The 25,453-nt window shown below is 45.4% G+C and carries 30 protein-coding genes and 2 pseudogenes; 21 read left to right on the forward strand and 11 right to left on the reverse strand.

All coding sequences use genetic code 11. From position 1 onward, the window contains the following. Positions 1 to 73 precede the first annotated feature (73 nt). The 4 genes and pseudogenes from N4J56_RS35460 to N4J56_RS35480 all read right to left on the reverse strand — a co-directional run bounded on the left by N4J56_RS35460 (position 74) and on the right by N4J56_RS35480 (position 3,942). Positions 74 to 469 (reverse strand): nuclear transport factor 2 family protein, encoded by a 396-nt coding sequence (locus N4J56_RS35460; protein WP_317111439.1) that lies wholly within the window; start codon positions 467 to 469, stop codon positions 74 to 76. 575 nt (positions 470 to 1,044) lie between these two features. Further along, positions 1,045 to 1,769: pseudogene (locus N4J56_RS35465) on the reverse strand (hypothetical protein); the annotation flags it as partial. 375 nt (positions 1,770 to 2,144) lie between these two features. Further along, positions 2,145 to 3,131 carry a ParB/RepB/Spo0J family partition protein gene (locus N4J56_RS35475; RefSeq protein ID WP_317111443.1) on the reverse strand — a complete coding sequence of 329 codons (987 nt, stop codon included), beginning with the start codon at positions 3,129 to 3,131 and terminating at the stop codon, positions 2,145 to 2,147. Next, on the reverse strand, positions 3,124 to 3,942 hold the full coding sequence (locus N4J56_RS35480; protein ID WP_317111754.1) for an AAA family ATPase: 819 nt from the start codon (positions 3,940 to 3,942) through the stop codon (positions 3,124 to 3,126). The genes N4J56_RS35475 and N4J56_RS35480 overlap by 8 nt, the downstream gene beginning before the upstream one ends. Before the next feature lie 110 nt (positions 3,943 to 4,052). On the opposite strand from N4J56_RS35480, the gene N4J56_RS35485 reads away from it, so the two are divergent. From N4J56_RS35485 to N4J56_RS35500, 4 genes are all read left to right on the forward strand, one after another. Next, positions 4,053 to 4,655, forward strand: a complete 603-nt coding sequence (locus N4J56_RS35485; RefSeq protein WP_317111444.1) for a helix-turn-helix domain-containing protein — start codon at positions 4,053 to 4,055, stop codon at positions 4,653 to 4,655. Beyond that, complete coding sequence (locus N4J56_RS35490) at positions 4,592 to 4,924, forward strand: transposase (RefSeq protein ID WP_317111445.1); 333 nt, start codon at positions 4,592 to 4,594, stop codon at positions 4,922 to 4,924. Before N4J56_RS35485 ends, N4J56_RS35490 begins: the two co-directional genes overlap by 64 nt. Next, a complete protein-coding gene (locus N4J56_RS41580; protein WP_410500745.1) occupies positions 4,921 to 5,151 on the forward strand; it encodes a transposase in 231 nt (76 codons plus the stop codon). Before N4J56_RS35490 ends, N4J56_RS41580 begins: the two co-directional genes overlap by 4 nt. Positions 5,152 to 5,469: 318 nt before the next feature. Further along, the gene (locus tag N4J56_RS35500; RefSeq protein ID WP_317111447.1) at positions 5,470 to 5,721 is read left to right on the forward strand and encodes a hypothetical protein; all 252 of its coding nucleotides are present in this window, start codon (positions 5,470 to 5,472) and stop codon (positions 5,719 to 5,721) included. A gap of 47 nt (positions 5,722 to 5,768) precedes the next feature. Here N4J56_RS35500 and N4J56_RS35505 read toward each other — a convergent pair whose 3' ends face one another. The 3 genes from N4J56_RS35505 to N4J56_RS35515 are packed head-to-tail and all read right to left on the reverse strand — an operon-like array spanning position 5,769 to position 7,827. Continuing rightward, on the reverse strand, positions 5,769 to 6,521 hold the full coding sequence (locus N4J56_RS35505; RefSeq protein ID WP_317111449.1) for a hypothetical protein: 753 nt from the start codon (positions 6,519 to 6,521) through the stop codon (positions 5,769 to 5,771). Between the two features lies 1 nt (position 6,522). Beyond that, a complete protein-coding gene (locus N4J56_RS35510; RefSeq protein ID WP_317111451.1) occupies positions 6,523 to 7,131 on the reverse strand; it encodes a hypothetical protein in 609 nt (202 codons plus the stop codon). After that, positions 7,132 to 7,827 carry a Uma2 family endonuclease gene (locus tag N4J56_RS35515; protein ID WP_317111452.1) on the reverse strand — a complete coding sequence of 232 codons (696 nt, stop codon included), beginning with the start codon at positions 7,825 to 7,827 and terminating at the stop codon, positions 7,132 to 7,134. It lies immediately after the preceding gene. Between the two features lie 253 nt (positions 7,828 to 8,080). Between N4J56_RS35515 and N4J56_RS35520 the strand changes: the two genes are divergently transcribed. Together N4J56_RS35520 and N4J56_RS35525 are read left to right on the forward strand one after the other, a co-directional pair. Next, a complete protein-coding gene (locus N4J56_RS35520; RefSeq protein WP_317111453.1) occupies positions 8,081 to 8,854 on the forward strand; it encodes a Uma2 family endonuclease in 774 nt (257 codons plus the stop codon). 2 nt (positions 8,855 to 8,856) lie between these two features. Next, positions 8,857 to 9,900: a site-specific integrase gene (locus tag N4J56_RS35525; RefSeq protein ID WP_317111454.1), complete on the forward strand. Its 1,044-nt coding sequence runs from the start codon at positions 8,857 to 8,859 to the stop codon at positions 9,898 to 9,900. A gap of 151 nt (positions 9,901 to 10,051) precedes the next feature. Here the strand turns inward: N4J56_RS35525 and topA are convergent, their stop codons facing one another. Continuing rightward, complete coding sequence (gene topA / locus N4J56_RS35530; RefSeq protein WP_317111456.1) at positions 10,052 to 12,205, reverse strand: type I DNA topoisomerase; 2,154 nt, start codon at positions 12,203 to 12,205, stop codon at positions 10,052 to 10,054. Between the two features lie 516 nt (positions 12,206 to 12,721). On the opposite strand from topA, the gene N4J56_RS35535 reads away from it, so the two are divergent. The 3 genes from N4J56_RS35535 to N4J56_RS35545 all read left to right on the forward strand — a co-directional run bounded on the left by N4J56_RS35535 (position 12,722) and on the right by N4J56_RS35545 (position 14,562). Continuing rightward, positions 12,722 to 13,036: a hypothetical protein gene (locus tag N4J56_RS35535; protein WP_317111458.1), complete on the forward strand. Its 315-nt coding sequence runs from the start codon at positions 12,722 to 12,724 to the stop codon at positions 13,034 to 13,036. A gap of 333 nt (positions 13,037 to 13,369) precedes the next feature. Next, complete coding sequence (locus N4J56_RS35540) at positions 13,370 to 13,537, forward strand: hypothetical protein (protein WP_317111460.1); 168 nt, start codon at positions 13,370 to 13,372, stop codon at positions 13,535 to 13,537. 251 nt (positions 13,538 to 13,788) lie between these two features. After that, on the forward strand, positions 13,789 to 14,562 hold the full coding sequence (locus N4J56_RS35545; RefSeq protein WP_317111462.1) for a hypothetical protein: 774 nt from the start codon (positions 13,789 to 13,791) through the stop codon (positions 14,560 to 14,562). 14 nt (positions 14,563 to 14,576) lie between these two features. Here the strand turns inward: N4J56_RS35545 and N4J56_RS35550 are convergent, their stop codons facing one another. Next, positions 14,577 to 14,768 (reverse strand): transposase, encoded by a 192-nt coding sequence (locus N4J56_RS35550; protein ID WP_410500746.1) that lies wholly within the window; start codon positions 14,766 to 14,768, stop codon positions 14,577 to 14,579. Between the two features lie 541 nt (positions 14,769 to 15,309). On the opposite strand from N4J56_RS35550, the gene N4J56_RS35555 reads away from it, so the two are divergent. From N4J56_RS35555 to N4J56_RS35580, 6 genes are all read left to right on the forward strand, one after another. Next, a complete protein-coding gene (locus N4J56_RS35555; RefSeq protein WP_317111464.1) occupies positions 15,310 to 15,999 on the forward strand; it encodes a hypothetical protein in 690 nt (229 codons plus the stop codon). Between the two features lie 640 nt (positions 16,000 to 16,639). Continuing rightward, a complete protein-coding gene (locus tag N4J56_RS35560) occupies positions 16,640 to 16,795 on the forward strand; it encodes a hypothetical protein (protein WP_317111466.1) in 156 nt (51 codons plus the stop codon). Beyond that, a complete protein-coding gene (locus N4J56_RS35565; protein WP_317111468.1) occupies positions 16,792 to 16,962 on the forward strand; it encodes a hypothetical protein in 171 nt (56 codons plus the stop codon). The genes N4J56_RS35560 and N4J56_RS35565 overlap by 4 nt, the downstream gene beginning before the upstream one ends. 49 nt (positions 16,963 to 17,011) lie before the next feature. Further along, complete coding sequence (locus N4J56_RS35570; RefSeq protein ID WP_317111470.1) at positions 17,012 to 17,260, forward strand: hypothetical protein; 249 nt, start codon at positions 17,012 to 17,014, stop codon at positions 17,258 to 17,260. A 490-nt stretch (positions 17,261 to 17,750) separates the two neighbouring features. Next, positions 17,751 to 18,167: a response regulator gene (locus tag N4J56_RS35575; RefSeq protein ID WP_317111756.1), complete on the forward strand. Its 417-nt coding sequence runs from the start codon at positions 17,751 to 17,753 to the stop codon at positions 18,165 to 18,167. 274 nt (positions 18,168 to 18,441) lie between these two features. Continuing rightward, positions 18,442 to 18,795, forward strand: a complete 354-nt coding sequence (locus N4J56_RS35580; RefSeq protein ID WP_317111472.1) for a hypothetical protein — start codon at positions 18,442 to 18,444, stop codon at positions 18,793 to 18,795. Positions 18,796 to 19,136: 341 nt separating this feature from the next. Here the strand turns inward: N4J56_RS35580 and N4J56_RS35585 are convergent. Continuing rightward, positions 19,137 to 19,373, reverse strand: a pseudogene (locus N4J56_RS35585) (IS1 family transposase); the annotation flags it as partial. Positions 19,374 to 19,417: 44 nt separating this feature from the next. On the opposite strand from N4J56_RS35585, the gene N4J56_RS35590 reads away from it, so the two are divergent. The 3 genes from N4J56_RS35590 to N4J56_RS35600 all read left to right on the forward strand — a co-directional run bounded on the left by N4J56_RS35590 (position 19,418) and on the right by N4J56_RS35600 (position 22,376). Continuing rightward, positions 19,418 to 20,139, forward strand: a protein-coding gene (locus tag N4J56_RS35590; protein ID WP_317111474.1) for an IS1 family transposase whose coding sequence is annotated in 2 segments (ribosomal slippage) — positions 19,418 to 19,724 and positions 19,724 to 20,139 — 723 coding nt in all. Because the reading frame shifts where the segments join, the coding sequence is not laid out codon by codon here. A 15-nt stretch (positions 20,140 to 20,154) separates the two neighbouring features. Further along, positions 20,155 to 21,015, forward strand: a complete 861-nt coding sequence (locus tag N4J56_RS35595) for a hypothetical protein (RefSeq protein WP_317111476.1) — start codon at positions 20,155 to 20,157, stop codon at positions 21,013 to 21,015. Between the two features lie 116 nt (positions 21,016 to 21,131). Beyond that, the gene (locus N4J56_RS35600; RefSeq protein ID WP_317111477.1) at positions 21,132 to 22,376 is read left to right on the forward strand and encodes an IS701 family transposase; all 1,245 of its coding nucleotides are present in this window, start codon (positions 21,132 to 21,134) and stop codon (positions 22,374 to 22,376) included. Positions 22,377 to 22,478: 102 nt separating this feature from the next. Here the strand turns inward: N4J56_RS35600 and N4J56_RS35605 are convergent, their stop codons facing one another. Continuing rightward, complete coding sequence (locus N4J56_RS35605; RefSeq protein WP_317111478.1) at positions 22,479 to 22,658, reverse strand: hypothetical protein; 180 nt, start codon at positions 22,656 to 22,658, stop codon at positions 22,479 to 22,481. 163 nt (positions 22,659 to 22,821) lie between these two features. Here N4J56_RS35605 and N4J56_RS35610 point away from each other — a divergent pair, with 163 nt between their 5' ends. The 3 genes from N4J56_RS35610 (at position 22,822) to N4J56_RS35620 (ending at position 25,445) form a co-directional block, all read left to right on the forward strand. Next, entirely contained in the window at positions 22,822 to 23,787 is a 966-nt protein-coding gene (locus N4J56_RS35610) for an MBL fold metallo-hydrolase (protein ID WP_317111480.1), read from the forward strand. 128 nt (positions 23,788 to 23,915) lie between these two features. After that, on the forward strand, positions 23,916 to 24,671 hold the full coding sequence (locus N4J56_RS35615; RefSeq protein WP_317111482.1) for an AraC family transcriptional regulator: 756 nt from the start codon (positions 23,916 to 23,918) through the stop codon (positions 24,669 to 24,671). Positions 24,672 to 24,704: 33 nt separating this feature from the next. Further along, positions 24,705 to 25,445, forward strand: a complete 741-nt coding sequence (locus tag N4J56_RS35620; RefSeq protein WP_317111484.1) for an IS1 family transposase — start codon at positions 24,705 to 24,707, stop codon at positions 25,443 to 25,445. The last annotated feature ends 8 nt before the right edge of the window (positions 25,446 to 25,453 follow it).

Genomic DNA, 25,453 nt, shown 5'->3' on the forward strand with positions numbered 1-25,453 from the left:
TGCCAGCCCGATTTGTAGGCTCAGCAGCTCTTGACACTTCTGCCCCTAGAGAGCGCGCTTGTCGTGTATTCCTTTAGTTTGATTTCCCATCACTACCAAAGTATTCTCGGTAGCTACAAATTTTGTCACCTCGTACGTCAAAGGAAACTGCTACTCGATTTTTATAAGGTTCTCCTCGCATCAGTCCTTCATCGCGAAATTCAAATACCACCGTTGTTTCGTTACTTGTAACGCGATCGAGAGTGAGGGTAAGTCCTTGCTCAAACGTCTGGGAAAAATATTCAACAAAAGCGATCGCCCGTTCCTTTCCTATATTTAAGCCGTGATATTCTCCCATCGGAAACCAGAAACTAAAATCGTCTGTTAGCATATCGAGAAACTGCTGCCATTCTCCTGTTGCGAGTCCGTGTTGAAAATACTCAAACGCTTGTTGAGCAATTTTTAAGGTACGGTTCATTTCTTGTGTCATCTGATTTTTTATCTGTAGCTTTTATCTATAAGTTTAATTTTGGCTCCTCGCTACTGGAAGCGTAATAAATTATTGCAACCTATAAAAATAATAGCTAAAATCTGACAACCACTTTGCCACAATTTTGTCCATCGAGTAGGTATTTAACTACTACAGTTGTAGATAGAGTTTAAGGAGCTTGGGCTTGCTTATGGTAGTGATACACTACAGTTGTAGATAGAATGAGGGAGAAGATTAAGCGCAGACGTAATACCACTCCGCATAGGACAAAGGGCTTTCTCCAGAAGTCCACGCACCATTACAGAAACTGGGCTTTCTTGAATAAAGCGCTCAAATACTTGACCTAGTAGCATTCTTTTATTTCATTTTGAGATTTCTTTATCTTTCAACCGAACAGCAAATCTGTACAAAACACAACACCTTGAAAGGGCTAGTTCTAGAAGCAATCTCGTTTGCAGAAGCCAAGATTTAAAGTTAAAATAAATAATAAATAAAGACTTTCAAGATTTCTTAAATTGGCTTTAGAAATTTTGGGAAGACGAAAGCGCGGTCGCGCTCCTATGTCGTTACTGTTATCGTAACGAGGCTTTGTCTTTTTTAGAAGCTTTGAGAAATTTTGGCGCAGTTTCTTGCACGGAAGCTAACTGCTCTACAAAACCAAAGACATTGCGCTCGGGTAAGAATTTAGCTTTGAGCGAGACAAATATCGGATGTCCTTGATCTCTTTCTGCTTTTGGATTGAACCTAAATGGCTTGTATGGTGCATCTTTCCACAATAGCGGCAGATGGCTGGCTTTGAGGAACTTCACCTTTCGAGCAGGTTCAGCTTGTTTGATGTAATCCAGTCGCTCGCGGGAAAAATTGCGAAAAATAGAGATACAGGGGATACGACAGACGGGAATGAACTGCCACAGTCCCGCTAGCTTAAACTCAAAATCCAGCAGTTCTCTTGAGACTTCCTGTTTTGTCTGCTGCCCTTTGTCGAAGCCGACGAGTTGAAAGGCAATTCCGTGCGCTCGCTCTTTATTAGGGAAATGAATTGCTCTAGGGTAAACAATCAATCGTTGGCTAGAATTGCCAGTAGCAGCAATCTCCCGCCTTGAGCGCTTCAAAAGCTTTCCGTTTTGGGATATGTAAAAAGTGGGTAGGTCGAGCTACCGATAGTCACGGTGTTTTTATGAGTTTCCAAATCCAAATGCACCGCTCCCGTGACGATCCCGACCGCTTGGAATATTGCCGTTGAATGCGGTTCTAGATCTCCCTCACTAGAGTTTGGGTAGTGTTCCCGTTCGGACTCAATTGCATTTTGAGTTTGGCTTGGTTCGTCGAGCGCAGCAACACTCGGCTCCCGCCCTGACTTGGGATGCCACTCACCCCCAACGTACTCAAATTGCGAGAAAATCTGTTGATGAGTAAAAGCGTATTTCGCCAAGACAGGTTGATTTCCCTCCAACCATTTCTGAAGGATTTGGGGGTCGATTCTAAATGCAGCAGCAATTGCTTCTGTAGATGCCATGACGATCTATTGATGGAGCGCAAATCTTAAACAACACGATTGCCGCTTATAGTAGCACGGCAACTTGAAGCGCGACCGCGTTCCTCGAATACATAGTGATGGAGCAAGCCAACTTGCACTCCGTTTGGGTGAGGAGCGAAGCTTTTTTCTTTTCAAAAATTAATTCTTCCCTGGCGCGACAATTGCTTCTAACTGAGCCAGTAAATTTTCAACTCGAGCCAGAGTTTCAGGATTTTTGAGTAGTTTGGGACTAGTAACTTTTTTCACGACTGACTGAGCGCGAGCGCGCAGAATCCTGTATTCGTTTCGCTCTTCTGGTGGCTTCGAGCGAGCGATTAATTGTTGAATTTGATTGCCAGAAAGGTTTTCCGTCAGCACTTGCTGCAATAGCTCTTGACGCAAGCGTTTGTCTTCAACCTTGCCGAGAAGAACTGCCTTAGTATATTCCAGCAAGCCTTTTTCCAAAGCACTTTTGATATCTTCAGGCAGTTTCAGTAGGGGAAGGCGGTTAGAGATGAAAGACTTCCAATCTAATCCTCTTTCCTGGAATACCAGCGCGATCGCATCTTGTGTTGTTTGGGGAATTGCAGCTCCATCGCTTTGCCTGACAGTAGCGTTGAACATGGCTCTGAGGATACGAACTACCTCTGGTTGAGAAATTCCCAAACACAGTTCCAGCAATCGCATCGTGGCTCTAGTTTCTTCGTAAGGATTAATATTCGAGCGAGCGTCGTTTTCGATCAGTGCAATTTTTAGTGCCGTAATATCGTCAATTCGATCGATTTTACAGGGAACGGAAGCAAGACCTAACTCCTGAGCCGCTAATCGGCGTTGAGAACCTGCTACTAGCTCAAATTTTTCCGCTTCTGTTGGATGGGGACGCAGTAGCAGTGGTTCTCGAATTCCAAAAGAGCGAGCAGTTGTCTTAATTTTGTCAACTGTAGCGCGATCGTAGTAAAGCCGTAGCTGAAATTCTGGCAGTACAATTTGCTCTAACTCTATGAGAGTTTGAGAAGATTCTGCCCAAGCGGGTTGTCCTTGAAGATTTTTGAAATCATGACTGCCATTAAGCACAAAATTTTTCAGATAAATTTCCGTGTCAGGTGTATCTGGTTTGGCAGAAAGAGGTATTCTTGGTTTAGGCATTCATTATCCTCGCAATCTCTTTAAATAGAGCATCATACTCGTTTCTAGCTAAAACTTCCGCAGGCAGCTTGGTCTTTCCTTGCTTTTTTTTCGGCGAAGGCTGAAGTCTACGCCGAGACTCGATCTCTGCTGCCGTGTCGAAAATGTTCGTGCGCTGACCTGGAACGTCAATAATGCACTGGCGTTTGTGAACGATCGTTTTCAAGCGAACGATCCTCGTGTTGCTGAGGTCGCGATCTACTGCTTGTTTAGTCTCGTTGAGCAAAATTGTTCCCTCCTCAGCACGATTGATAAAAATCGCTGCTTTTGGCATTCCACCACGGATATCTTGAGCGATCTCGATCATTTCTAGCGTTTTTTTGTTGCTGTCTATATCGAGATGACCGGAGAGGTAGGGGACGACAACGACATCGCAGCGACTGAGAATTGCTCGTGAAACATCTTCTAAGCTGCCTGGAGCATCGACAATTGTATAGTCAAATTGCTCTCTCAGCTTTGGCAACTCCTTAAGTAATGTATGAGCGTCTCCAATTACGGTCATGGGAATTGAAATCTTCTTGGCAGCGCTCATGCTAGCAATCCATCTAGAGCTACTACGCTGAGCGTCAGCATCGACTAAACATGCTGAACCGAAAGTAGAAAACCATTCTCTGGCGTGAGTTGCTGTTGTAGTTTTTCCAACACCTCCTTTTTGACTGACAAATGCAACGATTTGATGTCGGTTGGGTCGAATTTCAGAGGGGCTAGGATGCTCTTGGCAGCTAGTAGAGCTTGGCGTAAATTCGGCTATGCTTGATAGGTTCTCCTGAATAAGTCAAGCGCCTTGCCGAAATCAGCCCCTAAACCTCTGACGTTAGATGAAACCGCACGTCAACAACTCAAACAATTAGTAGCTCGACATCGCACCCCCAACAAATCGCCATGAGAGCCGAAATCATTCTGCTGGCAGACGAGGGATACAATCACAGGGAGATTGCCAGCAGGCTGAATATCAGTCGGGACATGGCAAGGTTATGGCGAGAACGATGGTTAACCTTAAGCGAGAAAGATTTGCCTGTAGAGGAACGGTTGCAGGATGCGGAACGTCCGGGAACCCCTGCAACATTTAGCCTGGAACAAATGCTGCAATTGTTTGCTTTAGCCTGTGACAAGCCAGAAACCTACGGGCGACCCATCAGTCATTGGACACCGAGAGAACTGGCAGATGAACTGGTCAAACAGGGAATTGTAGAGCGGATCTCGCCTCGGCATGTGGGACGATTATTAGAGGAAGCGACGCTCAAACCACATCAGTCCGGTTACTGGTTGAATCCCCCCGACCCTGCGTTCGACGACAAAGTCACCGTCATCTGCGATACCTACTTGAGTGCCTCAGAACGAGCCAAGGCAGGAGAACGAACCATTAGTATTGACGAAATGACCGGAATTCAAGCGCTGGAGCGGAAAGCCAAAACCTGCCGATGCGACCAGGCAAGCGAGAACGACAGGAGTTTGAGTACATTCGCCACGGCACCCAAACCTTGATTGCTAGTTTCGATGTTGCCAGTGGACAAGTGATTCATCCAACCGTTGGAGAGACTCGCACCGAGGCAGACTATCTCACCCATATCCAACAAACCCTGGCAACGGCTGCCGATGCTTCCAAATGGCACCTAGTGATGGACTGCTTAAACATCCATCAATCAGAATCGTTAGTACGGTTTGTCGCTCAAGTTGAACAAATCACTGATGACCTGGGGATTAAAGGCAAGCAGGGCATTCTCAAATCCATGCACACTCGCGCTGCTTTTTGAGTGATCCGACCCACCGAATTGTGTTTCACTTCACTCCCAAGCATTGTTCCTGGTTAAATCAGATTGAAATCTGGTTCAGTATCTTAGTACGGAAGCTACTCAGGCGAGCCAGTTTTACCACTCAAGCTGATTTGAAAGCGCGTATCCTTGAATTCATTACCTATTTCATCCATACGATGGCAAAACCATTCCAGTGGACATATAAAGGTAAGGCACTGGCTGCTTAACGGTAGGCGTATTTCCGCCAACCTCTACTAGCTCGTTCGAGTGTCATTACCATTTTTTGCTTCCTTGAATTCTTGAGTTGGCATACAAAGTACAATCTTCTAGCAATCAACTACTGAATAATTAAAGTTAAGGTGCACAAACATGAAATTCCTTGTTGTTAAGATTTTGCTCGTCCAGATGGCATGAAAATAACATTATTTTCCCTGGAAGTCTCGCTAGATGGCATGAAAATAACATTATTTTCCTTAAAAGTTACGTTTTAGGGCAGACATTTTTGGAATAGTATAGTGATGCTCTGTCATTGATTTACTGTCTCCATGCCATCGAAAAAGGTTTCTGTCAAAGAGTACACTGTTCGCGCTCACGAACGCACGATCCACACGCGGCTATATAAATTCATCTGTCAGCAGTGCAGTCAACCCACCCAACGCGAGACATATGGATCTACACCGCTATATGGTGAAAGCTGCCGTCCTCTAGCAGCGCGGGCAATTGAAGCTCCCCATCACAGAAAGAAGAAGCCCAGACCTGTGCTGGTGAAGCCGATAAAGAGTAAGAAGCAGTCCTGACCGAACTTTGCCTATATTCGACATTCTCAATCCTTAAACATTTACGTCTAATCTGACTGCGAGACAGCGAGCGCACGTAAAGAAACCCAAACTCCAGATTGACTGTAAAAATCTTGGCGTTGTTCTAACTCAAAGTCTCCCAACAGAACAGCTAACCAAGTTTTCACCAGTAGATTTCCTTGATCTTGCTCCAGTGTAGCTGGGTACTGTACCTGCTGTACTATTTCAATCAAAGGCAAGCACTTCTGGGACGTGTTGGCAAAACAATCGGCGATCGCACGCTTCCACATCGAAAAATCTTCAGTATGGGCAAGCGCAACTATGAAATCTTTTTGCTCTGCATCAGATAGGGTTGAACGATCTTCTGCTTCCAGTTGTTCCACCATTGCCAAGAGGGCTGACTTATCTACTTGTCCGACAAGAGAATTATTGGTAGCGATCGCCGTTGGGGGCTGTCGATTTTGGGGATACTGTACTGCTTGGGGTGGTTCGAGTAAATCCGACAAATCCAAGTGTAGCGACTGCACGAATAGAGCGGCACATTCATCGACATCGACAACTGGTTCGGTCGGATTGTACTGGCTTTCCCATTCCCAAATCAGTGACTCTGCCCGTGTCGCGTAAACTGCTGCGATTCGCGCTAATCCCTCAGCTCCGATTGCCAGTTGTTGTGCCAGCTCGCAATGCTCCATTACCCGATCTAAAGATAATAGTAGCGATCGCACATCTGCGGTTTGGGGAGCAAAAGTAGCACGATCTAATGTCTGCCATAGTTCTAGCTCTAGCTGCTTGGCTTCCATACTAACTATTGGGATGCATTGGACAAGGGCGAATCGGGCAGTTGGTTGGATGTAGCTCTACCGTAGAACGGAAGCGCTCGATTTTGACTTTACTATGACTAGAAAATCCCTCTAATATTCTCATCAGTAACATTCTCACTTGTGCTTCTGCCAGTCCCAAACAATGTACTGGTTCGATTTTTGCCACTCGATGGTTTCCCATCCACAGTTCGGCTCCAATTGCATGTAGGGGCGAGTCTTTTGTTTCTCGGTAGAAGTGAGCAATTGCTGCTCCAAGTGCGGGAGCGGGAATTGACAAAATTGCTGTATGCGTTGGCTGCGAAAATTCTGGCGCGATCGATTGGCGGCGGTGTTGTTGGCGATTGTAGTTGCGTACACCACGATGGCGGTAGTAGGAGCGGCGATTGTGGCAGCGCTCGTCGTCCCAACAGCGATCGCCAACGAGTCCGTGTTTGAGCTTAGCTTCGGTGACGCTCAGCTTCGAGCAAAGTCGGCATTTTTCTTGACTGGGGCGAGACATCAATATTTCCTCAACGGTGCGCGTGGTTGCAGCGATGTCGCCAAGCAAGCGGACGACAAGGTTTCCTGGTTCCTGGAAGCTACCTTGCAATTAAGTTTCGGATCGGTTCGGGAAAAACTGACCGATTTCAATTGTCTTTTCTGGAAAAGCCAAAGCTGTAATTTGATTACCTGGATGAACGAAAAACTGCTGCAAGTATTCGGAGTTCTGCGGATGGCGGAAAATCCGAACGCAACCAGCGTTCACATCTGCTACCCAGTAATCGCTCACCCCACTACGTGCATAGGCAGCAAGTTTTTGGTTAGTGTCGAACGATAGCGTTGCGTCTGACACTTCAACTAGCAAAAACAAATCCTCAACACTAGGGTGACGGTCGTAGTAGTTACGCTCATTAATCCGAACTAATGCAATATCTGGTTCTGGCTCGGAGCGATCGCTTAAAACAATTGGCTTTTGGCTCCTTACTGCTGCCACCCCTTCAAACAGCACTCTGAAATATTTCTCAATGTTGTCACTAATTGCTGCATGCGGTGGTTTTTGTGCTGCCATTAAAATTATTTGCCCTTCGATTAACTCAGTGCGTTCTTCAGGTTTGAGAATGCCGCATTCTGCCATCTGGCGATATTCGTCAATGGTAAAAAGTCTTGTTGTTTGGATAGCATTCATAGTAGTGCAGTTGCGATTCGCATTGACGATCGCGCTAGAAATTTCCCCGTTCCCAGATTTTAACGCTTGCAGTATGGCAATAAAACAGCTGCGAATCTTTTGAGTCAGTGCCGAATGCACGTTTAACCAAAAATATCACTCAAGGGTTTTGGTTCATTACAGGATCGGCAAAGGCATCAACGCAAAGCCGATGAAACTTTTCTGTATCGTACAACTTCGCCAGCCACATTAATAGAACATTTGTACTATTCCGAATTTAGTCGTAGTATAGTCGGACAAAAGATAATTGTGACTTATTTTATATATAGGAGGTGATATACTGAATTGAAACCATAAGTTGACCAACGATGAGGCAGATTGCCGCTACTCAGCCATGTCCAATGAAACCGCGCTCGGACAGGAAAAGTACGTACAAGAGTGGACAGCGCCAGAACCCCCTAGCGATCTCGTTTTTGATGATGGAGAGCCATTGGAGACTAACCGCCATCGGATTGCCATGAACGTATTAATCGATTCGGCGCTATCGGCGTTGGCTGGGCGATCGGACTTTTTTGCTGGTGGCAATATGTTCGTCTACTACAGCCGTAATCAAGCAATGAATCGCGACTTTCGCGGTCCAGATTTTTTTGTCGCTTTGGGTGTGGATGGCAACCGCGATCGCCAGGGCTGGGTGGTATGGGAAGAAGACGGTTGCTATCCCGATGTCATTGTCGAGTTGCTGTCACCCAGTACGGCAAATGTGGATCGTGGGGTAAAAAAAGATTTGTACGAGCGGGTGTTCCGCACTCCAGATTACTTCATATACGATCCTTTTGCTGCCAACTCGCTGACGGGATGGCACTTGGAATTAGGGCGCGGCTACCAGCCCCTGATCCCGAACGAGCGCGGTTGGTTGTGGTGCGAAACTTTAGAATTGTGGCTGGGGGCTTGGCAAGGTAGTATCTGCCGAGAGCCACCCACAGGAACTTGTGATTGGCTGCGCTTCTACGATCGCGCCTTCAATTTAGTCCTGCTGCCAGAGGAAATAGCCGCGCAGGAACAACAACAAGCCGCGTCAGAGCGTCAACGAGCAGAAACAGAGCGCCAACGGGCGGAGCGACTGGCACAAAAGCTGCGGGAATTAGGTGAAGATCCCGATCTCGTTTAGGTATGACTGTAATGGACAATAGCGATCGCCTACCGCCCATCAAAGTAATTTCGCTTAATTCTGGTAGCTTGGATGCTGCGCCCCCATCTCAACCCAGACGGGGTAGACCTGCCAAAATTGGCACGGCACTAACCGATCTCCGCGTGACTAAAGTTAGAGAGTTTATCAACAGTAACAACTTAGCTCCTAACTCGCGCAAGGTTTACGAGCGAGAATTGAGGCGCTTTATTGCCTGGACCGATCTGCTGTGGGGTGAGATCAAACTGCGCCATATCGCCCAGTACAAAGCTTATTTAGTGGAGGAAGTGCAATCTCAATCGGGTAAATCGCTATCTAAAAGCAGTATCAATAGCGCGATCGCCACGCTCAAAAGCTTCTTTGGCTGGCTGGTGCAGGCGTATCCCGACATCCTCGCTGTCAATCCGACTGCCAGTGTGAAGCTAGAGAAGATCCCTCTACCTCCTGCCCAGAGTTTGACAGCCGAGGAAGTAGAGCGAATTTGGGCAGCAACCGAGTATCTGGGCGAGACGCAACAACGGGATCTAGCTTTACTCCACATTTTGAGTCACGGCTTGCGGGCGGGAGAAATTGTCAGCCTTGATGTCGGTGCTTTCGATGGTAGGCTGATTTTTGTCGCAGACACGAAGACAAACGAGCCGCGATTAGTACCGTTGCGAAAAGGGAGTCGCGACGCACTCAAGGAGTATTTGTTGTGGCGCTCTGAACAAGGAGAGGAAATCACGAGCGATCGCCCCTTGATTTTGTCTCATCACGCGACTCGTTCATGTGAACGATTGAGCTATCACGGCATCTACTTTGCTATAGAAAAGATCGGCGAATTGGCAGAAATTTCCCAGCTACACCCACACTCGTTCCGTCACACCTATAGCACTGAGTTGTTGTTAATGGGTGTCGATCCCACCCACGCGAGGAAATTGACCGGACATCAGAGCGAGAAAGCTTTTCGACGCTATACCCTGCGTGGCGAACAAGCGGCGGCGATCGCTGCCTACTACCGTGCAGTGGGGGAAGAAGTTGAGGATTGAAGTTAAAGCAATTTCGTCGGATTGTTACGCGGTATGAGAAGAAAGCTGACGTCCTTTGTACTGTGAACAATGCTTCCACCGCAAGCTTCCAAGAAATCGCCAGTGTCTCTTAAGAAGCGTAAGCCTAGATGACTTCCAAAAGTGATAAGAGTCAGGAAACAGGGCAGTTCAACTCGCCAAACTTCGGACTCCACCACCCTTTTGCTGTACTAAAATAAGCCACATCCTTGTGTTTTTTATCCTGACGAGACTGAGGCTCCGAACACCGGAGCATCGTTTTCTGCTGTCCATCTTTGATATAGTTATACTCCTCCAAAGGCTTCTGACACACAGGACAAGGATACGAAGTTATCTTAGCTGGAGATTTTTGCTGATTTTCTTGAGCGCGAGGGGCTTCCCAGGTCCTAGAACGATCGCTCCAGAACAGCACCACATTCTCGCAACCACTTGTACACTTGAGAAAATACTTTTTCTTGAGCTTTGTACTGGGTATTTTGGACATCAAACCATTGCACTGTGGGCAATGAGTTCTAGAAGTTTCAAACTGTCGTGATGCAGAAGCTGTACCATTTGATGCACCCGCAACTAAGGTTTTTGCCTGAGAAAGTGCAGGTATGAAGTAGTCCTGATTCCAACCACTGAGATATTGCTGCCAACCTTGCTTACCTTCTGCTATGGCATCCAAGGCATCTTCCATCTTGGCTGTAAACTCAGCTTCCAGTAAATCTGGTAACGCTTTGTGCAAAAACTCATCCACCTCCAAACCCAAAGCTGTGGGTCGTAGATGGTCTTTTGTCAACTCTACGTAAGCCCGTTTTTTGAGAGTAGCAACAGTGGGAGCATAAGTGCTGGGGCGACCTATGCCATTGCGTTCCATCAGCTGTACGAGTTTAGGTTCGCTGTAACGTGGCGGCGGCTGGGTTTGCTTTTTCTCATGGGCTGCATTCGCCAAGGTGAGTGCCTGTCCCTGTTGTAAAGAAGGTAACTCTGAATCTTTGCTGAGATTATTCCAGTAACGAGCATACCCGTAGAACTCAATCACCTGCCCCCTGGCTTGCCAAAACAAGTTTCCTGATTGCGTAATTATCTGAGTTTTGCTCAGTTTTGCCGCTTTGCACTGAGATGCAATGGTCCGTTTCCAAATCATGACGTATAAGTTAAATTCATCAGGCGAAATTTCTGGCTTTAACTGTGCTGAAGGGCGGAATATATCTGTAGGACGGATAGCCTCATGTGCTTCTTGAGCCGATTTGCTGCTACGGTGTTTTGCTACTTGCTGGGGTACATTTGAGGGGTCGTTTTGCTCTAACCACTGACGCGCGAGCGCACAAAATTCAGGACTCAACATCACCGAATCCGTTCGCATATATGTAATCAACCCAGCTTCATAAAGTTTTTGAGCCACCTGCATGGTTTTATCTGGCGAAAACCTCAGTTTAGAACCAGCCGCTTGCTGAAGCGTGGAAGTGGTGAATGGTGGCGGTGGTTGGCGATTGACGGTTTTCCCCTCGATTTGGCTAATTTTATGAGGATGCTGCCGTGCTTGTTCAACTAACCGTGTCGCCTCAGCTTCAGATAAAACACGCTGAGATTCGGGTGATTTTGTAACATTTGGGTTGGCATCATCATTTGTCTCGGTTTCTTCCTGCTGCGCTGAGGGGCGAGAGTCTGATGTACCTTTATAGAAAGCCCGAAATCCTTCCGTGTAATCAATAAAGACGTTCCAGTAGTCCTGGGGGATAAACGTCTGAATTTCTCTTTCTCGTTGGCAAATCAAATGTAGGGTTGCACTTTGAACTCTACCAACACTTTTAGCTCCGTTGTTCAATGCCCACACCAAGGGACTGCCTTTATACCCCACCAACTTATCTAGACAGTCTCGGCACAGCCCCGCACCCACCAAATTAAAATCGAGTTTTCTGGAGTTGGCAATTGCCCAGCGCACCGCCGATGCTGTAATCTCCGTGTAGACTACTCGCTTTGGTTCTTTCAATCCCAAAACTTCCTTGAGATGCCAAGCGATCGTTTCTCCCTCACGGTCTGGGTCTGTCGCCAAGACAACTTCATCCACCTGCTTAACTGCTGCTTTGAGTTTTTGGATGGTTTCTTTAGCTCGTTGGTCGCGGGGGATATAATTACACTTCACACGACCGCCATCAATACTGAATCCTAGTGAATCATCACCCTCGTTGCTCAACTCTCGGATGTGACCGCAACTGGCGCGGACAATCCAATCTACACCCAGAATTTGACTGAGTTTTTTGACTTTACCAGGGGACTCGACTATAAGGAGGCGTTTTGGCATGGCAGATGTGGCGTGATTACATGATATTAAATGTTTTATATTAATATTGTTTCCCCTATTCTAGTATAAACGTACTATAGTAAGACTTCTTTTAACTATTACAGGGTTAATGACTGCATAAGCTATTAACAATAATGTCCACTTTACCAAATTTCTTTTAACAGCAAGTTGGCATTGAGTCAAGAGCTGAACCAAAACGGAAATAGGGGTCATACCGGGGTATTGCAACGATTCGTGAAAAATTCCGCCATTTCGCTTGAAACTCTTATCCAAAAAGCTTTTCAGCTTTTAGCTAGACAGAATTTATTAGTTATGAATTAACGCCTGCCTAGTTTGAGCCAATTTAGGCAAAGTTTAATAACGTTATTCAAGCAGATCAAGGGTTTGAACCACCTCGCTTGAATTGAGTCCAGCTTTCGTTTTAGTGAAAGTATTTATTCCAGAATACCACTTAGGTGCTTAGTATAAATTTGCGTGCGTTCGCCCTGTTTTGCTGCCTAAGTATATGTAGTCTCTTTGATTGCCGAGTTAATAACACAGTGGTTAGAGAAGCACGAGGGTGCGGCTTGTGACTTAGTGTTGCAACCACAGTCGCATGTTGTGACGAGACAGCAGACAGTCAAGCAACTGGTACACGGTACTAAAACCTACGTAGAGTGTGAACCTACAGTAGAACTAGCAAGTGAAACGTTTACACTCCACGAGCTAGAGGAGGTGGTTAACGAAGAACTTGCAGCACCTCAAGCAGTAGTACAAACGCATGACTTCCTAACATCTCAGGGATGGTTGGTACAACCAACACACCAAACGAGCGAGACTAGAGGAAGCTGAAACCATTACAAGGCAAGACTTTAACCCAGAGCTACTTGAAGTAGTGCAGGGTGCGACTCAACACCTCCGTTTTGAAAACACAACTGCTGTCTACTCTGCTAGTAGTGCGAATGACACAAACTCCTCCAGTCTTTTAGCTACTTACTTTGTGTTTGTTTTTGTTGGCTTTGCTCTCTCGTGTTTAACACCACTACAGAGTTAGTCAACACAGTGCAAGCATCTACTTTCTACGTTCTTGGTTGCAGCAAGTAATGCTCTCGCTCTGACACGAGGGAGTAGGTTGTTGTGAAGTACGGTAGCTACCGAAACAAGTACAAAGAGCAAGAACTAGTAGTGCTTCCAGTCCTACTAACTAAAGGCTTCTACGACACGCTCCTAGAAAAAGTTAGGACGCTCCAGTTAGTAGAAAACTATGGGTACGACGAACACAACTTAGTGGTTAGTGCTTTTGAAAGCATGACCGAGAAGGAGTCAGGAATCAGGAGCCAGAAGTCAGAATGAATGCTGTGCGACTGCTCCTGACGGCTGGGGTCACAAGCCCCCAAATTTAAATGCGCTCGAAGAACAGAATTCTGAATCTTTGTTGAAACCCCTGTTTTCAAACATGGGGTTACTTCTGACTCCTGACTCCTGACTTCTGGCTTCTTTCATTCTTGTGGTACTAGCACGCCTTCAGGAGTGGAAAGACGACTTAAACTAAACGACTAACGCGCTGAGTGGAACCGCAAACTACAGACTACAAAACTAAAACCATGCCTGTGTACTTAGTTAAAACACTTGCAACTAAAACGCTAACAGAGCAAGACGCAGCTTTGTTAAATGAAAAGGAAAACTACTTAAACCACTACAGAGTAAAACCAGAAAAGTACAAGGTGGGTACTACCTACACACAAGCTAGAGAAGGCTACGTAGATGCTGCAACACAAGACGAGGCACTGCGTTTGTTTAGCTCTCACGTTTACTACAGCAACATCTACATGCTAGAACTAGACACATTCAAAGGCTACTTAGAGTCTGACAAAGTAGAAGTTGTTGTTGCTGCTGTACTTGACATACCACTAGTTAAAACCTACCAGTTTAAAGTCACTTCTCAAGCTGTGTTAACTCAGCCAGACTTGAAGCTGCTAGACGAAGACTTTTTGTTAAGTGTCAACGTAGATGAAGTACTACCTTCAAGACGCTACAAACCTGGTGACACCTACAACTACGTAGCACTCGTAGATGTGACTGCTGTTGACGAGGACGAGGCTAATTTAAAACTATGGTCAAGCACTGCGAGCCGCACCTACTGTACCTTTACTGCACCTTTTTCGCAACCTACACAAACTAGCTGTGAGTTAGTATGTGTCAACCTTCCTCAAGTACTAGGAGCAAGTGAACAACAAACTAAAAACAAGAAACCTACACAGTTAGACGCACTGATGTTTAGTCAGTACGTACAACTAGAGAAAGAAAGACTTGACGAAGAAAGAGCCATTCGTCTGTGGAAGCTAAGGACTGAACTGCTTCTAAACCACAGAAACTAGGGCGTGTTTTAAAACTATAGCCACATCATGATAGAGGCTAGACTCGGCATGGCAAGGTAGTTCTCAGCTTTTTTCTCATAACGAGTAGCAATGCGGCGGTACTGCTTGAAGCGATTGAAACATCGCTCAACTCGATTGCGTTGGCGGTAGAGAGACTTGTCAAACTTCCCTCGTCGCCGTTCGTTGTCCTTACGTGGGATCGTCAAGCGGATACCCCGTGGAAGCGTAATAAATTATTATGTTTTGTAATCTGCCGTTGAAAATCTCAAGCTTAACCCTCTTTAATCACTTTAGTGGTAGTAAATTCTGGAACCTGCTTCAGATAAAGAGTGTGGTAAAGCTGCTACAAACGAAGGAAAGTGTTAGGAATAAGAGCGTGAAAGTTATACACAGCGAGCGTTCTGAAATTTTAGGAAGATTTTTTCTTACCTAGAGTGATATGAGAGGGTTAATGAGAATGAGCGACGAAAAACTAGGAAAATGAGCCAGATTATTCTCAATAAATCAGTCGCTTGTGAACGACGTGTTTCGATGTAGTACAAAGCACAATAATTTATTATGCTTCCCTTTAAGTACAGTGTTAAAAGTGTCCCATTGTTAGAATCTTTTTCATGAAGTTTTAGCTATTTATTAGATTGGTGAGTCAAAGATTTATTGGTTCAGCTAAACGTGAAATGTTGGCAAATTTTGACTTGAAACAACTGCGAATTATTGAACAGACAAAATTGCTAGTAGTGAGGAGTGGCAATGAATATAACTTTTTCCCAGCGGCTTTTTGTAGTGTTGGGTTTTAGCATACTTGCTGTAGTGGGAAGTGGGTTTTCGGCTCAAGCACAAACTGTCGAAACAAGTCATCCCCAAACGTCAGCTAAACCTACTCTAAATCGTGCCCAATCGTTACCACAGCCTGGAACAGCTTCAACTTCATCTGCGACTTTGACACAAGGGGAGTCCTCCCAGCAAAGCTTAGCCATGCCAAATGCACAATCAGATGCTTTGGTAGCTCAATCGAGAGTTGAGGATGTGACACCAGGTCGAGCTACGATTGGTGGTCTGAGCTATCTTGGGGCTGGTGGTAGCTTCGGTACGAATAATGCTTTTGCTATTGTCAGTAAAATTGGGTTGACAAATGACTTATCTGCACGTCCGGCGGCAACAATTGAAGACGATGAAGTCTACTTTAGAATTCCTCTGACTTACGAGTTCTTGCCCATTCCACCAGGAGCGAACTTCACCGGATTTGCTTCCCTTTCTCCATATATAGGCGGGGGTATCACGCTCAACACTGACGGTGAAGTCAGCGCTCTAGCAACTGCTGGCGTTGATTTTCCTTTAGGTCAGCGATTCACCGGAACAGTTAATCTAAATGTTGACTTCCTTGAAGATACTCAGGTGGCGGCTGTAGTTGGCTTTGGTTACAACTTCGCCGGATTCTAAATTCTATTGGTCGAACAAGTCGCTCTCGCCAAGGCTGTTATTTATTTCAGCAATCTTAGCATTGTGCTTTGTAGAGCTGTTGACATGACTACTCACTTTCTCGTCGAGGATCGTGAGTAGTCAGCGATGATGAGAAACTGTTGAGTAGATACAGGTAAGACTATCCCTTATGTTGAAGACTTGTATCGCGCCGAATTCAGGCTTTGTGATTTTTATTGACAAACACTTTCTGAAAGTTGAAGATTTCTATTAACTGCCAAAATCCAGCCAACTTTCGAGCTGGCTGTTGTCTTGGCAATTTCGCACAAACCTCTTGTGGTGACCAGAAGTGGTCGTTAAAGTCGTAGTACCCCATAATACTTCTTTCCTAACTTAATTGACTTTTTTACCTAAACAGAAACAGAAGCTAGTGAATAGCCTTCCCAACAGAATGCCTCAACTCATAGGAGCTTGTCTTCTCACAATTGGAGTAGCTACAGGGATAGAATCGAGCGGCATAGTGCTTAAGTCATATTAATTTCCTATCATCAATAGGAAGAATTTTAGGGGTTCTGTTATTAGAAGAGTTGGAAATAAAAGGCGTAGCCATTAATATTCACAACTACGCCAAGATTCTCTATCTCCATTTAATCAAATAGAGATGGAGCAGCGTAAATCCAAGAACACGTCAACACTCTGGCAGAAGATGTATTGTCACGCACTTTTGCTTTTAATTGAAGTGAAAGCCGCTAAAGCAATTCTTGCACCCGATGGCAACAATTGCTCTAGAGCCTTGGAAGCAGGAGTAGACCAGTGACAGACGCACCGCCCCCTCTAGGCGTAAATTCTAACTCTCACCCAACTGCTGAAGTTAGCGTTCTGATTGTCAGTGATGATGTGATGTTTTTAGATTCACTGTCCCAAACGCTCAACATTCGACTTCCAACACTCAGTAGATCGCAAAGGATTAACTCTACTTTGTAGCAACTGCTTCTCATACTAAACCATGACAAAATAAAACTCTTAATAGCCAATGCACATAGAAACTTTAGTCTTGGAGCTAGAACCGGAAGACCTAGAGTTGCTAGCTAATGCGGCAAAAGAAACCGGAAAATCTCCCGAGCAGCTTGTTGCAGCGGCGATAAGGGCTATGTATGGTAGTGTCAATGAAGAAGCCATCATAGCCTTCTTCTACACTATAAAAGCTATCATCAGAGACTCTCGTGAGATATCTGAGATGGTTCAACAACAAAAGGAATTGTTGCATCAAATTTCAAATTAACCATGAGTCACTGATTGACTTTTCATCCCTTGGGTGGTTGGATGTACTCGTAGTCTTGAGAGATGAATAGGAAGACAATTAACAACGTGGATCAAATGTGAGTGAGGAATCACGATGGCAAATACCACTCTTAAATGAGCAGACTGAGAAGCATCCTGTTCTACTCTACTTTCACACTGGTAGCAGATGGATTTTAGTGACATATGACACGCTGAGTCACGCTATCCAGATGTGCCATAGGCTGAAAGCACTAGAGACAAAGCTGTATATTTTCCCAAGCGAATTTGACCCAAGAGTAGAAAAGCTATAGCCAGTGAATCACGTACAGGCGTGGAGACGCTTCAGAGCTAGTGACAGGGGCTGCTCTATGTGCTTAAGACTACACAAAATCTAGTAACAGTCCAACAACTGAAGTCTGTCTGATGACGTATTGCTTTAGATAGATAGTTTTAGTTATCTTGATAGTAAGTAAAGCTTCTGCTTACTGGAAATTTCTAATAGGAAGAAAGTTACGCAACTACAGTACAACTTAAAACAGTTTCTAGTCTTAGCAGTTGATGATGATGAAGATAATTTAGAGCTGCTGACCGAACTACTTCAATTCGTTGAATGTTCTTTCATCACTGCTGAGGATGGTGAAACAGCAATCAATCTTGCACAACAATACCACCCAGACATGATTCTGCTGGATATGATGTTACCTGACATCAGTGGTGTAGAAGTTATCAAAAGTCTTCAACAAAATCCTCAAACAAAGGATATTCCCATCGTTGCTGTGACTGCTATGGCTAGAGCAGACAATCAACAACAGTTTCTAGAGTCAGGTTGTCTAGAATGCGTTACCAAGCCTTACAGCATTGATGAGTTGGAAAACGTTATCCGTTACTATCTCTCCAAGAAAAATTAAGCAATAGAGTGCATACAGTAAAAATCAGTATGTGTTCTAATTAACAACTGCTTGTGACAATTAATTCAGCCTATCGGTCAATGAAATTTACGGTGACGGCAATGAAAATAAGCTGGCAATAGGTCTTTCATGTTTCCTACCAGCCGTTTCCACCACGACGCTAGTTGGTGGGAATTTTTTTAGGTGCTGGTTGAATATTCAGCCGATTGTCGGATGAACAAAAACTAACACCACAATTACACTAGACAAAAAATGAGTTGTCTGTAGGTGGGATATGCATGAGGTGTCACAAGAGAGTGTAAAGGCTGCTGAGGAACACGCCATAGCCTCACAGAAACATGCTAAGTCTACGAAGGAGACTGGAAAGCACTTACAAAATCTTGGAGAGCCACAGAGTACACGCGGAGAGTTAATCGAAAAATACGCTCAGGCGGCTCAAAAACACGCTGATGCTTCACTAAAACACGCCCAAGCTGCTCGGCAGCAAAATGAGAACTCAACAGAGGAGTTTGTCAAAGCTTCGCAGGAACACATTAAGGAAAATCAGGAACATTTAAAAGCAACAAAGGAATGCATGAAGGTAGTGAAAAATTGGAAACGTGGGCGGAATAACGAGCATCTTACTTGACTAACCTGCCATCCTCGTCCAGCTTGACTACAGCGTACCAGTCGGGCTTACCTCCAAATCCCCGTGCGAATTCTAACACCTGGAACATCTGTCTTCATGACCTTGATTTTATAAGGTGCTTTCTTTTCAGGATGCATCCCTGACATGTACCCGACCTCGTTCAAGAAAGGTTTTCTGTAGTAGTAATCGACATGGGGATGCTTCTCGAAATATTCTCTATCTGCGCTAGTCATTGCTTCGTCATCGTCCTCCATCTCAGGATGCAAGCGACTCTCTAGCGGAAATCCATCTACGGGTTTGATGAGTGGGTAGTGATATGAAAGTAGTGGTGAGACTCAAATTCAGTCTAGCTCTGCGTTGTAGCCATGAATGAAGTACCAAATCGCTCCAATGTGGTTGTTCAGCTTTTTGGAAAATGATAGGCTTTCTCTTACCAACCGAGAAACGCGCTGTCTGAAGGTATTATTCAACCTTTCAATACGATTAGTTAGACCTGTTTCTTTGCCAACTGCTCGATGACATTTAGGGGGAATAACTATCTTATAAGCTTGCCAAAAATCTGTAGGTAGTCCTACACAAGTAAGGATGTCAGTATAGAAGAGAGGTCTTCTTACTCACAGCCATGTCAGCACCTGCTTTAACTTGTCCGCGATGTCAATCAACTCAAGTTGTGAAAAATGGCAGAATCCATAACGGTCGGCAGAACTTTAAATGCAAAGCCTGTAGCAGACAATTTGTTTTGAATCCAACTAAAAAAGTGATTGGGCAGGATACGAGGGAATTGATTGACAAGTTGTTGTTAGAAAAATTACCGTTGGCAGGAATTGTCAGGGTGACTGGGGTATCTGAAACTTGGTTACAAACATATGTCAATGCTAAATACGATGCGATTCCCAAACAAGTAGATGTTTGGCCTAAAAAAAAAGGCGTTTAACTATCCAATGCGATGAAATGTGGTCGTTTGTGGGCAACAAAGGTAACAAACAATGGATTTGGTTAGCTCTAGATGTAAAGACGCGAGAAATCGTTGGAGTCTTTGTAGGTGCTCGCTCACGTTCGGGTGCAGATGGATTATGGCAGTCACTACCTGGGGTATATCGACAGTGCGCTATATGTTACACAGATTTTTGGTCAGCATATGAGCAGGTAATTCCTGAGTTTAGGCATCAAGCTGTTGGTAAAGAAAGTGGTAGAACCAATTTAATTGAACGGTTCAACTGCACTCTACGTCAAAGAGTTTCACGTTTAGTTAGAGATACCTTGTCCTTCTCAAAAAAATTAGATAACCACATTGGAGCTATTTGGTATTTCGTCCATCACTACAACTTATCCTTACTTGTGTAGGACTACCCAGATTTTATGTTGGATCTCCCTTATGACCAAACATACTTGGTGGAGAATGTCATAGATCCGTCTCATGTCTATATCAGCCATCATGGCACTAGGGGTGGTGGTAATCGAAAAAATGCTCAACCGCTAGATATAGATGTTCTTGAGTTCTCGGCTCAAGGAATTCGCGGCAGGTGGCGGGGAATGAAGAAACCCAACGAGACATGGAAGCAGATTGATTTCGTCGCGCCAAACCTAGTGCTGAACACCGCTAATATTGAAAAGCGAGGTTGGTCTTTTGGATTGGCTTTGTATTCAATTCCTTTAGGCAAGGGGCGATGTCGTCTTCTAGCCAGAGGTTATCGTAATTTTCTGAATTTAGGAGTCTACCTCAGACCTCGCTGGCTTGACCACTGGAATACTAATAAAATATTAGAGCAGGATTTGCCCCTGATTGTGGGACAGCAGGCAGAAATCGAGCGGTTGGGAGAAAGTCTGAAAGAACTATACTTGCCGCTCAAAACATCCGACACGTTGGTAATGAAGTACCGCAAGTGGCTAGATAAATTCGGGTCGTCGATGCCGTATTATCAAGGCTATGCTACCTCAAAAAATACCAGTAATGGCGATCGCACTTCCCAGCCGATGCTGTTAGACCGATTCTCACGACATACGCAAATTTGTAGTTCCTGTAATCGAGCCTATCAAGTAACAAACCAGCTCAAACAAATCTTTATTGGGGTAGCGATCGCGCTGGCAGCATTAGCGATAGTCACAGACAAGTTTGAAAGTAAGATTGTGGCAGTCTCAGCGAGTCTTGCAGCAGTAGTTTTGGTAGCAGTACTTTGGAAAGTCAAAACTAAGTTTGAACGTTCTTACACGCGCAACTAATATTGCTCCCGTGTAGATGGCAAGATTTAAACGATCGTGCCTATTTGCTCCATTCATCCTATGTATTACAGTTGTAGATAAGCTAAACTAGATTGATAAGTAAATACGGTTTAGCAATGCTAGATACATCCAACCTATTCCTAAGAGGTGTTGCGTTAGAAGCACTGTCCCAATGGAGTGCCACACTCAAGACATTTCAACAAAAACTGGGAAAGCACTTTGCCCGCTCGGAAGCACGTTTGGCAGTATTTGATTATATCCAAGCACTACTGAGTCCGGTTGAGCGGAAAAATGGTTGGCAAATGGCAGAACAGGTAGGGTATGTCAATCCCTATCGCTTCCAGCATCTACTAGGGCGGGCGCAGTGGAATGCGGATGCAGTATGTGCGGAAATTAGGCAGTATGCAGTGGAGCATTTGAAGAGTGAAACAGATATTTTGGCAATTGATGAAACAGGCTTTCTCAAGCAAGGAGAGCAATCAGTAGGGGTACAAGTGCAGTACTATGGCACCACAGGACATTTGGAGAATTGCCAAGTCGGTGTATTTATGTCCTACATCAGCGCTCAAGGGCATACGTTAATAGATCGCCGCCTGTATCTACCGCGCTCGTGGACAGAAGAACAAAACAAACGTCAGAAGGGGGCAATTCCAGAAGAGATCGAATTTGCGACTAAACCTCAACTAGCACAACAGATGCTGGAATCAGCGCTTGCTCAAGGCATTCGTCCTGCCTGGTTTGTCGCTGATGAGGTGTATGGGAACGACGGTTCGTTCTGGTGGTGGCTGGAGAAGACTGCCAAACAGCCCTATGTACTTACGGTGAACAAGAAGCAGCCTGTAGTTATTGGTTGGCAACGCTATCGAGCCTCCGACGTAGTTCCAGACAAAGATAGCCAGCAGTGGCAGCGCCTGAGTTGTGGAACTGGGAGCAAGGGAGAAAGATACTATGACTGGGCAAGTGTTGCCGTTAACTGCGACCGCTCTGGAGGATTCCAGCGCTGGCTGCTATTTCGTCGCTCTCCAGAACACCCCGATGACCCTCACTTCATCAGCTACTACCAGGTATTCGCCAAGAGCGATACTACTCTAGAAACGATGGCTCAAATCGTTGGGCAAAGGTGGCGAATTGAGGAGTGCTTCAAATTTGCTAAAGACTCTCTAGGTCTAGGAGAATATGAAGTTCGTTCCTGGCACGGTTGGTATCGACATATCACCCTCGTCCTGGCGGCTCAAACATTTCTCACCGTCTTACGACACCAAACTGAGCCTGCCATTCACTCCCGCACCCCCCCTTTAACGACCGCAACCATTGGCAGTCTGGCTGCGTTCAAAGCGGCACGAGGTTTATTGTCCGACTGAGTATTTGGGAGATGAAGCGATGGGTATCTAGACTCTTGTTTCCCACGTTCTGGTGTCTTGAACACGTTTTGCACTGGTCCTATTGGCGACGCGCCCATCAAGCTACTGCACGTTACTGGCATTTCCAAAAACGAGCAAGTCTTTCCTCTCCTTAAATACAACTGTAATACTATGCCGCTCCCGCCACTTTTGCGATCGCTGCTTCGCGGGTGGCATTGTCAGCCGTCGAATCCGATCCGAGGACTGCGATTTAACACAACAGTTTAAGTGATTCGGTGGCATGAAACCAAAGCAGGTTTGCCCTTCACCATAAGAATCTGATAAAGCGTGGTAAGAATCTGAAAGAAGTCAAGCATTGGAACTTTGTACACTTCGAGTAAATGAAGTTAGAGGCATTTAATTCAGCCTTTATTCAGCTTCAACTACTGCTCTCAAGGTTTCTCATATGCTTTCCAGATTGATATTGGCTGTTGCAGCTACAGTGCTAGCGATCGCTACCTCTTGTATTTTTCCTGGGAGCGCACTAGACAAAAGTGCGAAAACTCAAGTACCAGGTGTCTATCCATTCAAGCTAGGCGATTTCACAATTACGGCGCTAAGCGACGGCACATTACCCCAAGATCTGCATACAGTTTTGAGCAATATGAACCCAGCCCAAACCGATCGCCTTCTCCAGCAAAGCTTTCTCACAAATCCTGTCGAGGCATCCATTAATGCTTTCTTAATCGATACCGGAGATAGACAGGTGCTCGTGGATACGGGAGCAGGAAGCTTCTTTGGTCCGAAGTTAGGCGGTAAGCTTCAGGCATCGCTAAAGACAGCAGGGTATACTCCTAGCGAAATCGATGCCATCCTCCTGACCCATATCCATAGCGATCATAGCGGCGGTTTGGTCGATGCAGATCGGCTAGTGTTTCCCACTGCCACGATTTACATCAGCAAATCCGAAGTCGATTACTGGTTTGATCGTGCCAATGCAAAGCGATCGCACGTCGATGAAAAATATTTTGACGAAGCCGTGAAAACCGTCAAACCCTATGCCGATGCCGGAAAGCTGAGATCGTTTTCTGGCGAGACAACTATTTTCCCAGGAATCACCACGTATCCCACACCAGGACACACTCCTGGACATAGCAGCTATGTGGCGATCAGCAAGGGCGAGAGCGTCGAGTTTTGGGGCGATATCGTCCACTTCGCCTCGGTGCAATTGCCAAAGCCAGAAGTTACAGTTGCTTATGATGTCGATAAGAATGCCGCTGCTGCACAACGCAAAAAACAGTTTGCGAGAGTGGAAGCATCCCGCAGCTTAGTTGCAGGCGCGCATTTGCCCTTCCCAGGAGTCGGGCATCTCCGTGTGGCAGATGAAGGTTACGCTTGGGTGCCTGTGGATTATCGATGGCGCGAACTTTGATTCGGAAAGTTTGAAGAATTGCTATCTGCCGCATTTGCTGGTTGTGAAAAAACTCTGTAATTCACCATTTGAATAAGTCTTACACGCTAATTTAGAAGGAGTATTGAGTCAAACCAATGAGTTGAATTTTGAATGCAAAGCTGATGAGAAGCGCCCTAATCCACTCGGTTAAACCTGAAGAATGGTTAAATAAATCTTTGGTGTTATCTAGTCAGCAAATGGATTGGAATGGGATCTTGGTGCAACAATTTCAAAGCTTTCCAACGTCAACTGAAGTTGAGATTCCCGCCCTGTCAAATCACTGGCTCAACTTACCGCTAGGACAACCCGTTCGTTTGACCCAGAAGTGTGACGATCGCCTGCATGACTCCATCGTTCAAAAGGGTGACTGCATTTTTGTCCCAGCAGGACAACCGAGCTACTGGCACTGTGGGGAAAGTGTTACCTACAAGTCAATGCTGCACATTCACTTGAAGCCGGAGTTAGTCACGCAAGTTGCTGAAACATCGGATCTTAATGGCGATCGCATCAACCTGGTGAACTGTTTTTCTAAGCCCGATTTGCAGCTTCAGCAGATTGCCATGCTGCTTTTGGCTGAGTTGAAGTCAAACAGCATCTTGGGACGGCTTTATGTTGAATCTTTAACTCAAGCCTTAGTCATTCATCTGCTGCGACATTATTCTGCAATTACACAAACCATTACACTAAAGCAAGACAATTTAACTCGCACTCAGTTGCGACAAGCGATCGATTATATTCAAAATCACCTTGACCGAGATTTGTCTCTGGCTGAAATTGCAGGTGTTGTGAATATCAGCCCGACTTACTTCGCGAGTCTATTTAAACGCGCTGGTAGTGCTAAAGAGGAAAGGATGAGAAAATAGAATCAGATGTGATTGAATCTTGAATGTTGTGCGATGTCTGTTGCTCTTCCTGCTTGCCCAAGCTGTCAGTCTGAAGATGTGGTCAAAAATGGTCGAACTCGGCATGGGAAACAGAATTACAAATGTCGCGACTGTGGGCGACAGTTTGTTGAAAACCCGCAGTGGCGAATAATTAGCGAGGAAACCAAAGGCATCATTGACCGATTATTGCTGGAGAAATTGCCGCTAGCAGGCATTGCTCGTGCTTTGCAGATTTCCGAACTGTGGCTGCAACAATACGTCAATCAGAAATACAAGCTTCTTGAACGGGAGGTGCAGGTGCGCCCAAAGCCCAAAAGCCGTCTGAGGGTACAGATGGATGAGCTATGGTCGTTTGTAGACCACCAAGGGAACAAGCAGTGGGTGTGGCTGGCTCTGGATGCACAAACCCGTGAGATTGTGGGCGTTCATATCGGGAATCGCAGTGCCGCATCAGCTCAAGCCTTGTGGCAGTCGATGCCTCCTGTCTATCGCCAATGTGCTGTAATCTATAGTGATTTCTGGTCAGCCTATGAGCTGGTCTTACCCAGCAAACGACATCATGCAGTCGGTAAAGAAACTGGCAAAACGAGTTACATTGAGCGGTTCAACTGTACCCTTCGACAACGAATCTCGCGATTGGTCAGAAAAACACTGTCATTTTCTAAAAAGTTAGACAATCACATTGGTGCAATTTGGCTTTTTATCCATCACTACAATGCTTCTTTGCCAGCCAACTCATCCTGTCCTCTTTAGGACTACCA

It is taken from the genome of Chroococcidiopsis sp. SAG 2025 (genome assembly GCF_032860985.1).
Taxonomy (GTDB): domain Bacteria; phylum Cyanobacteriota; class Cyanobacteriia; order Cyanobacteriales; family Chroococcidiopsidaceae; genus Chroococcidiopsis.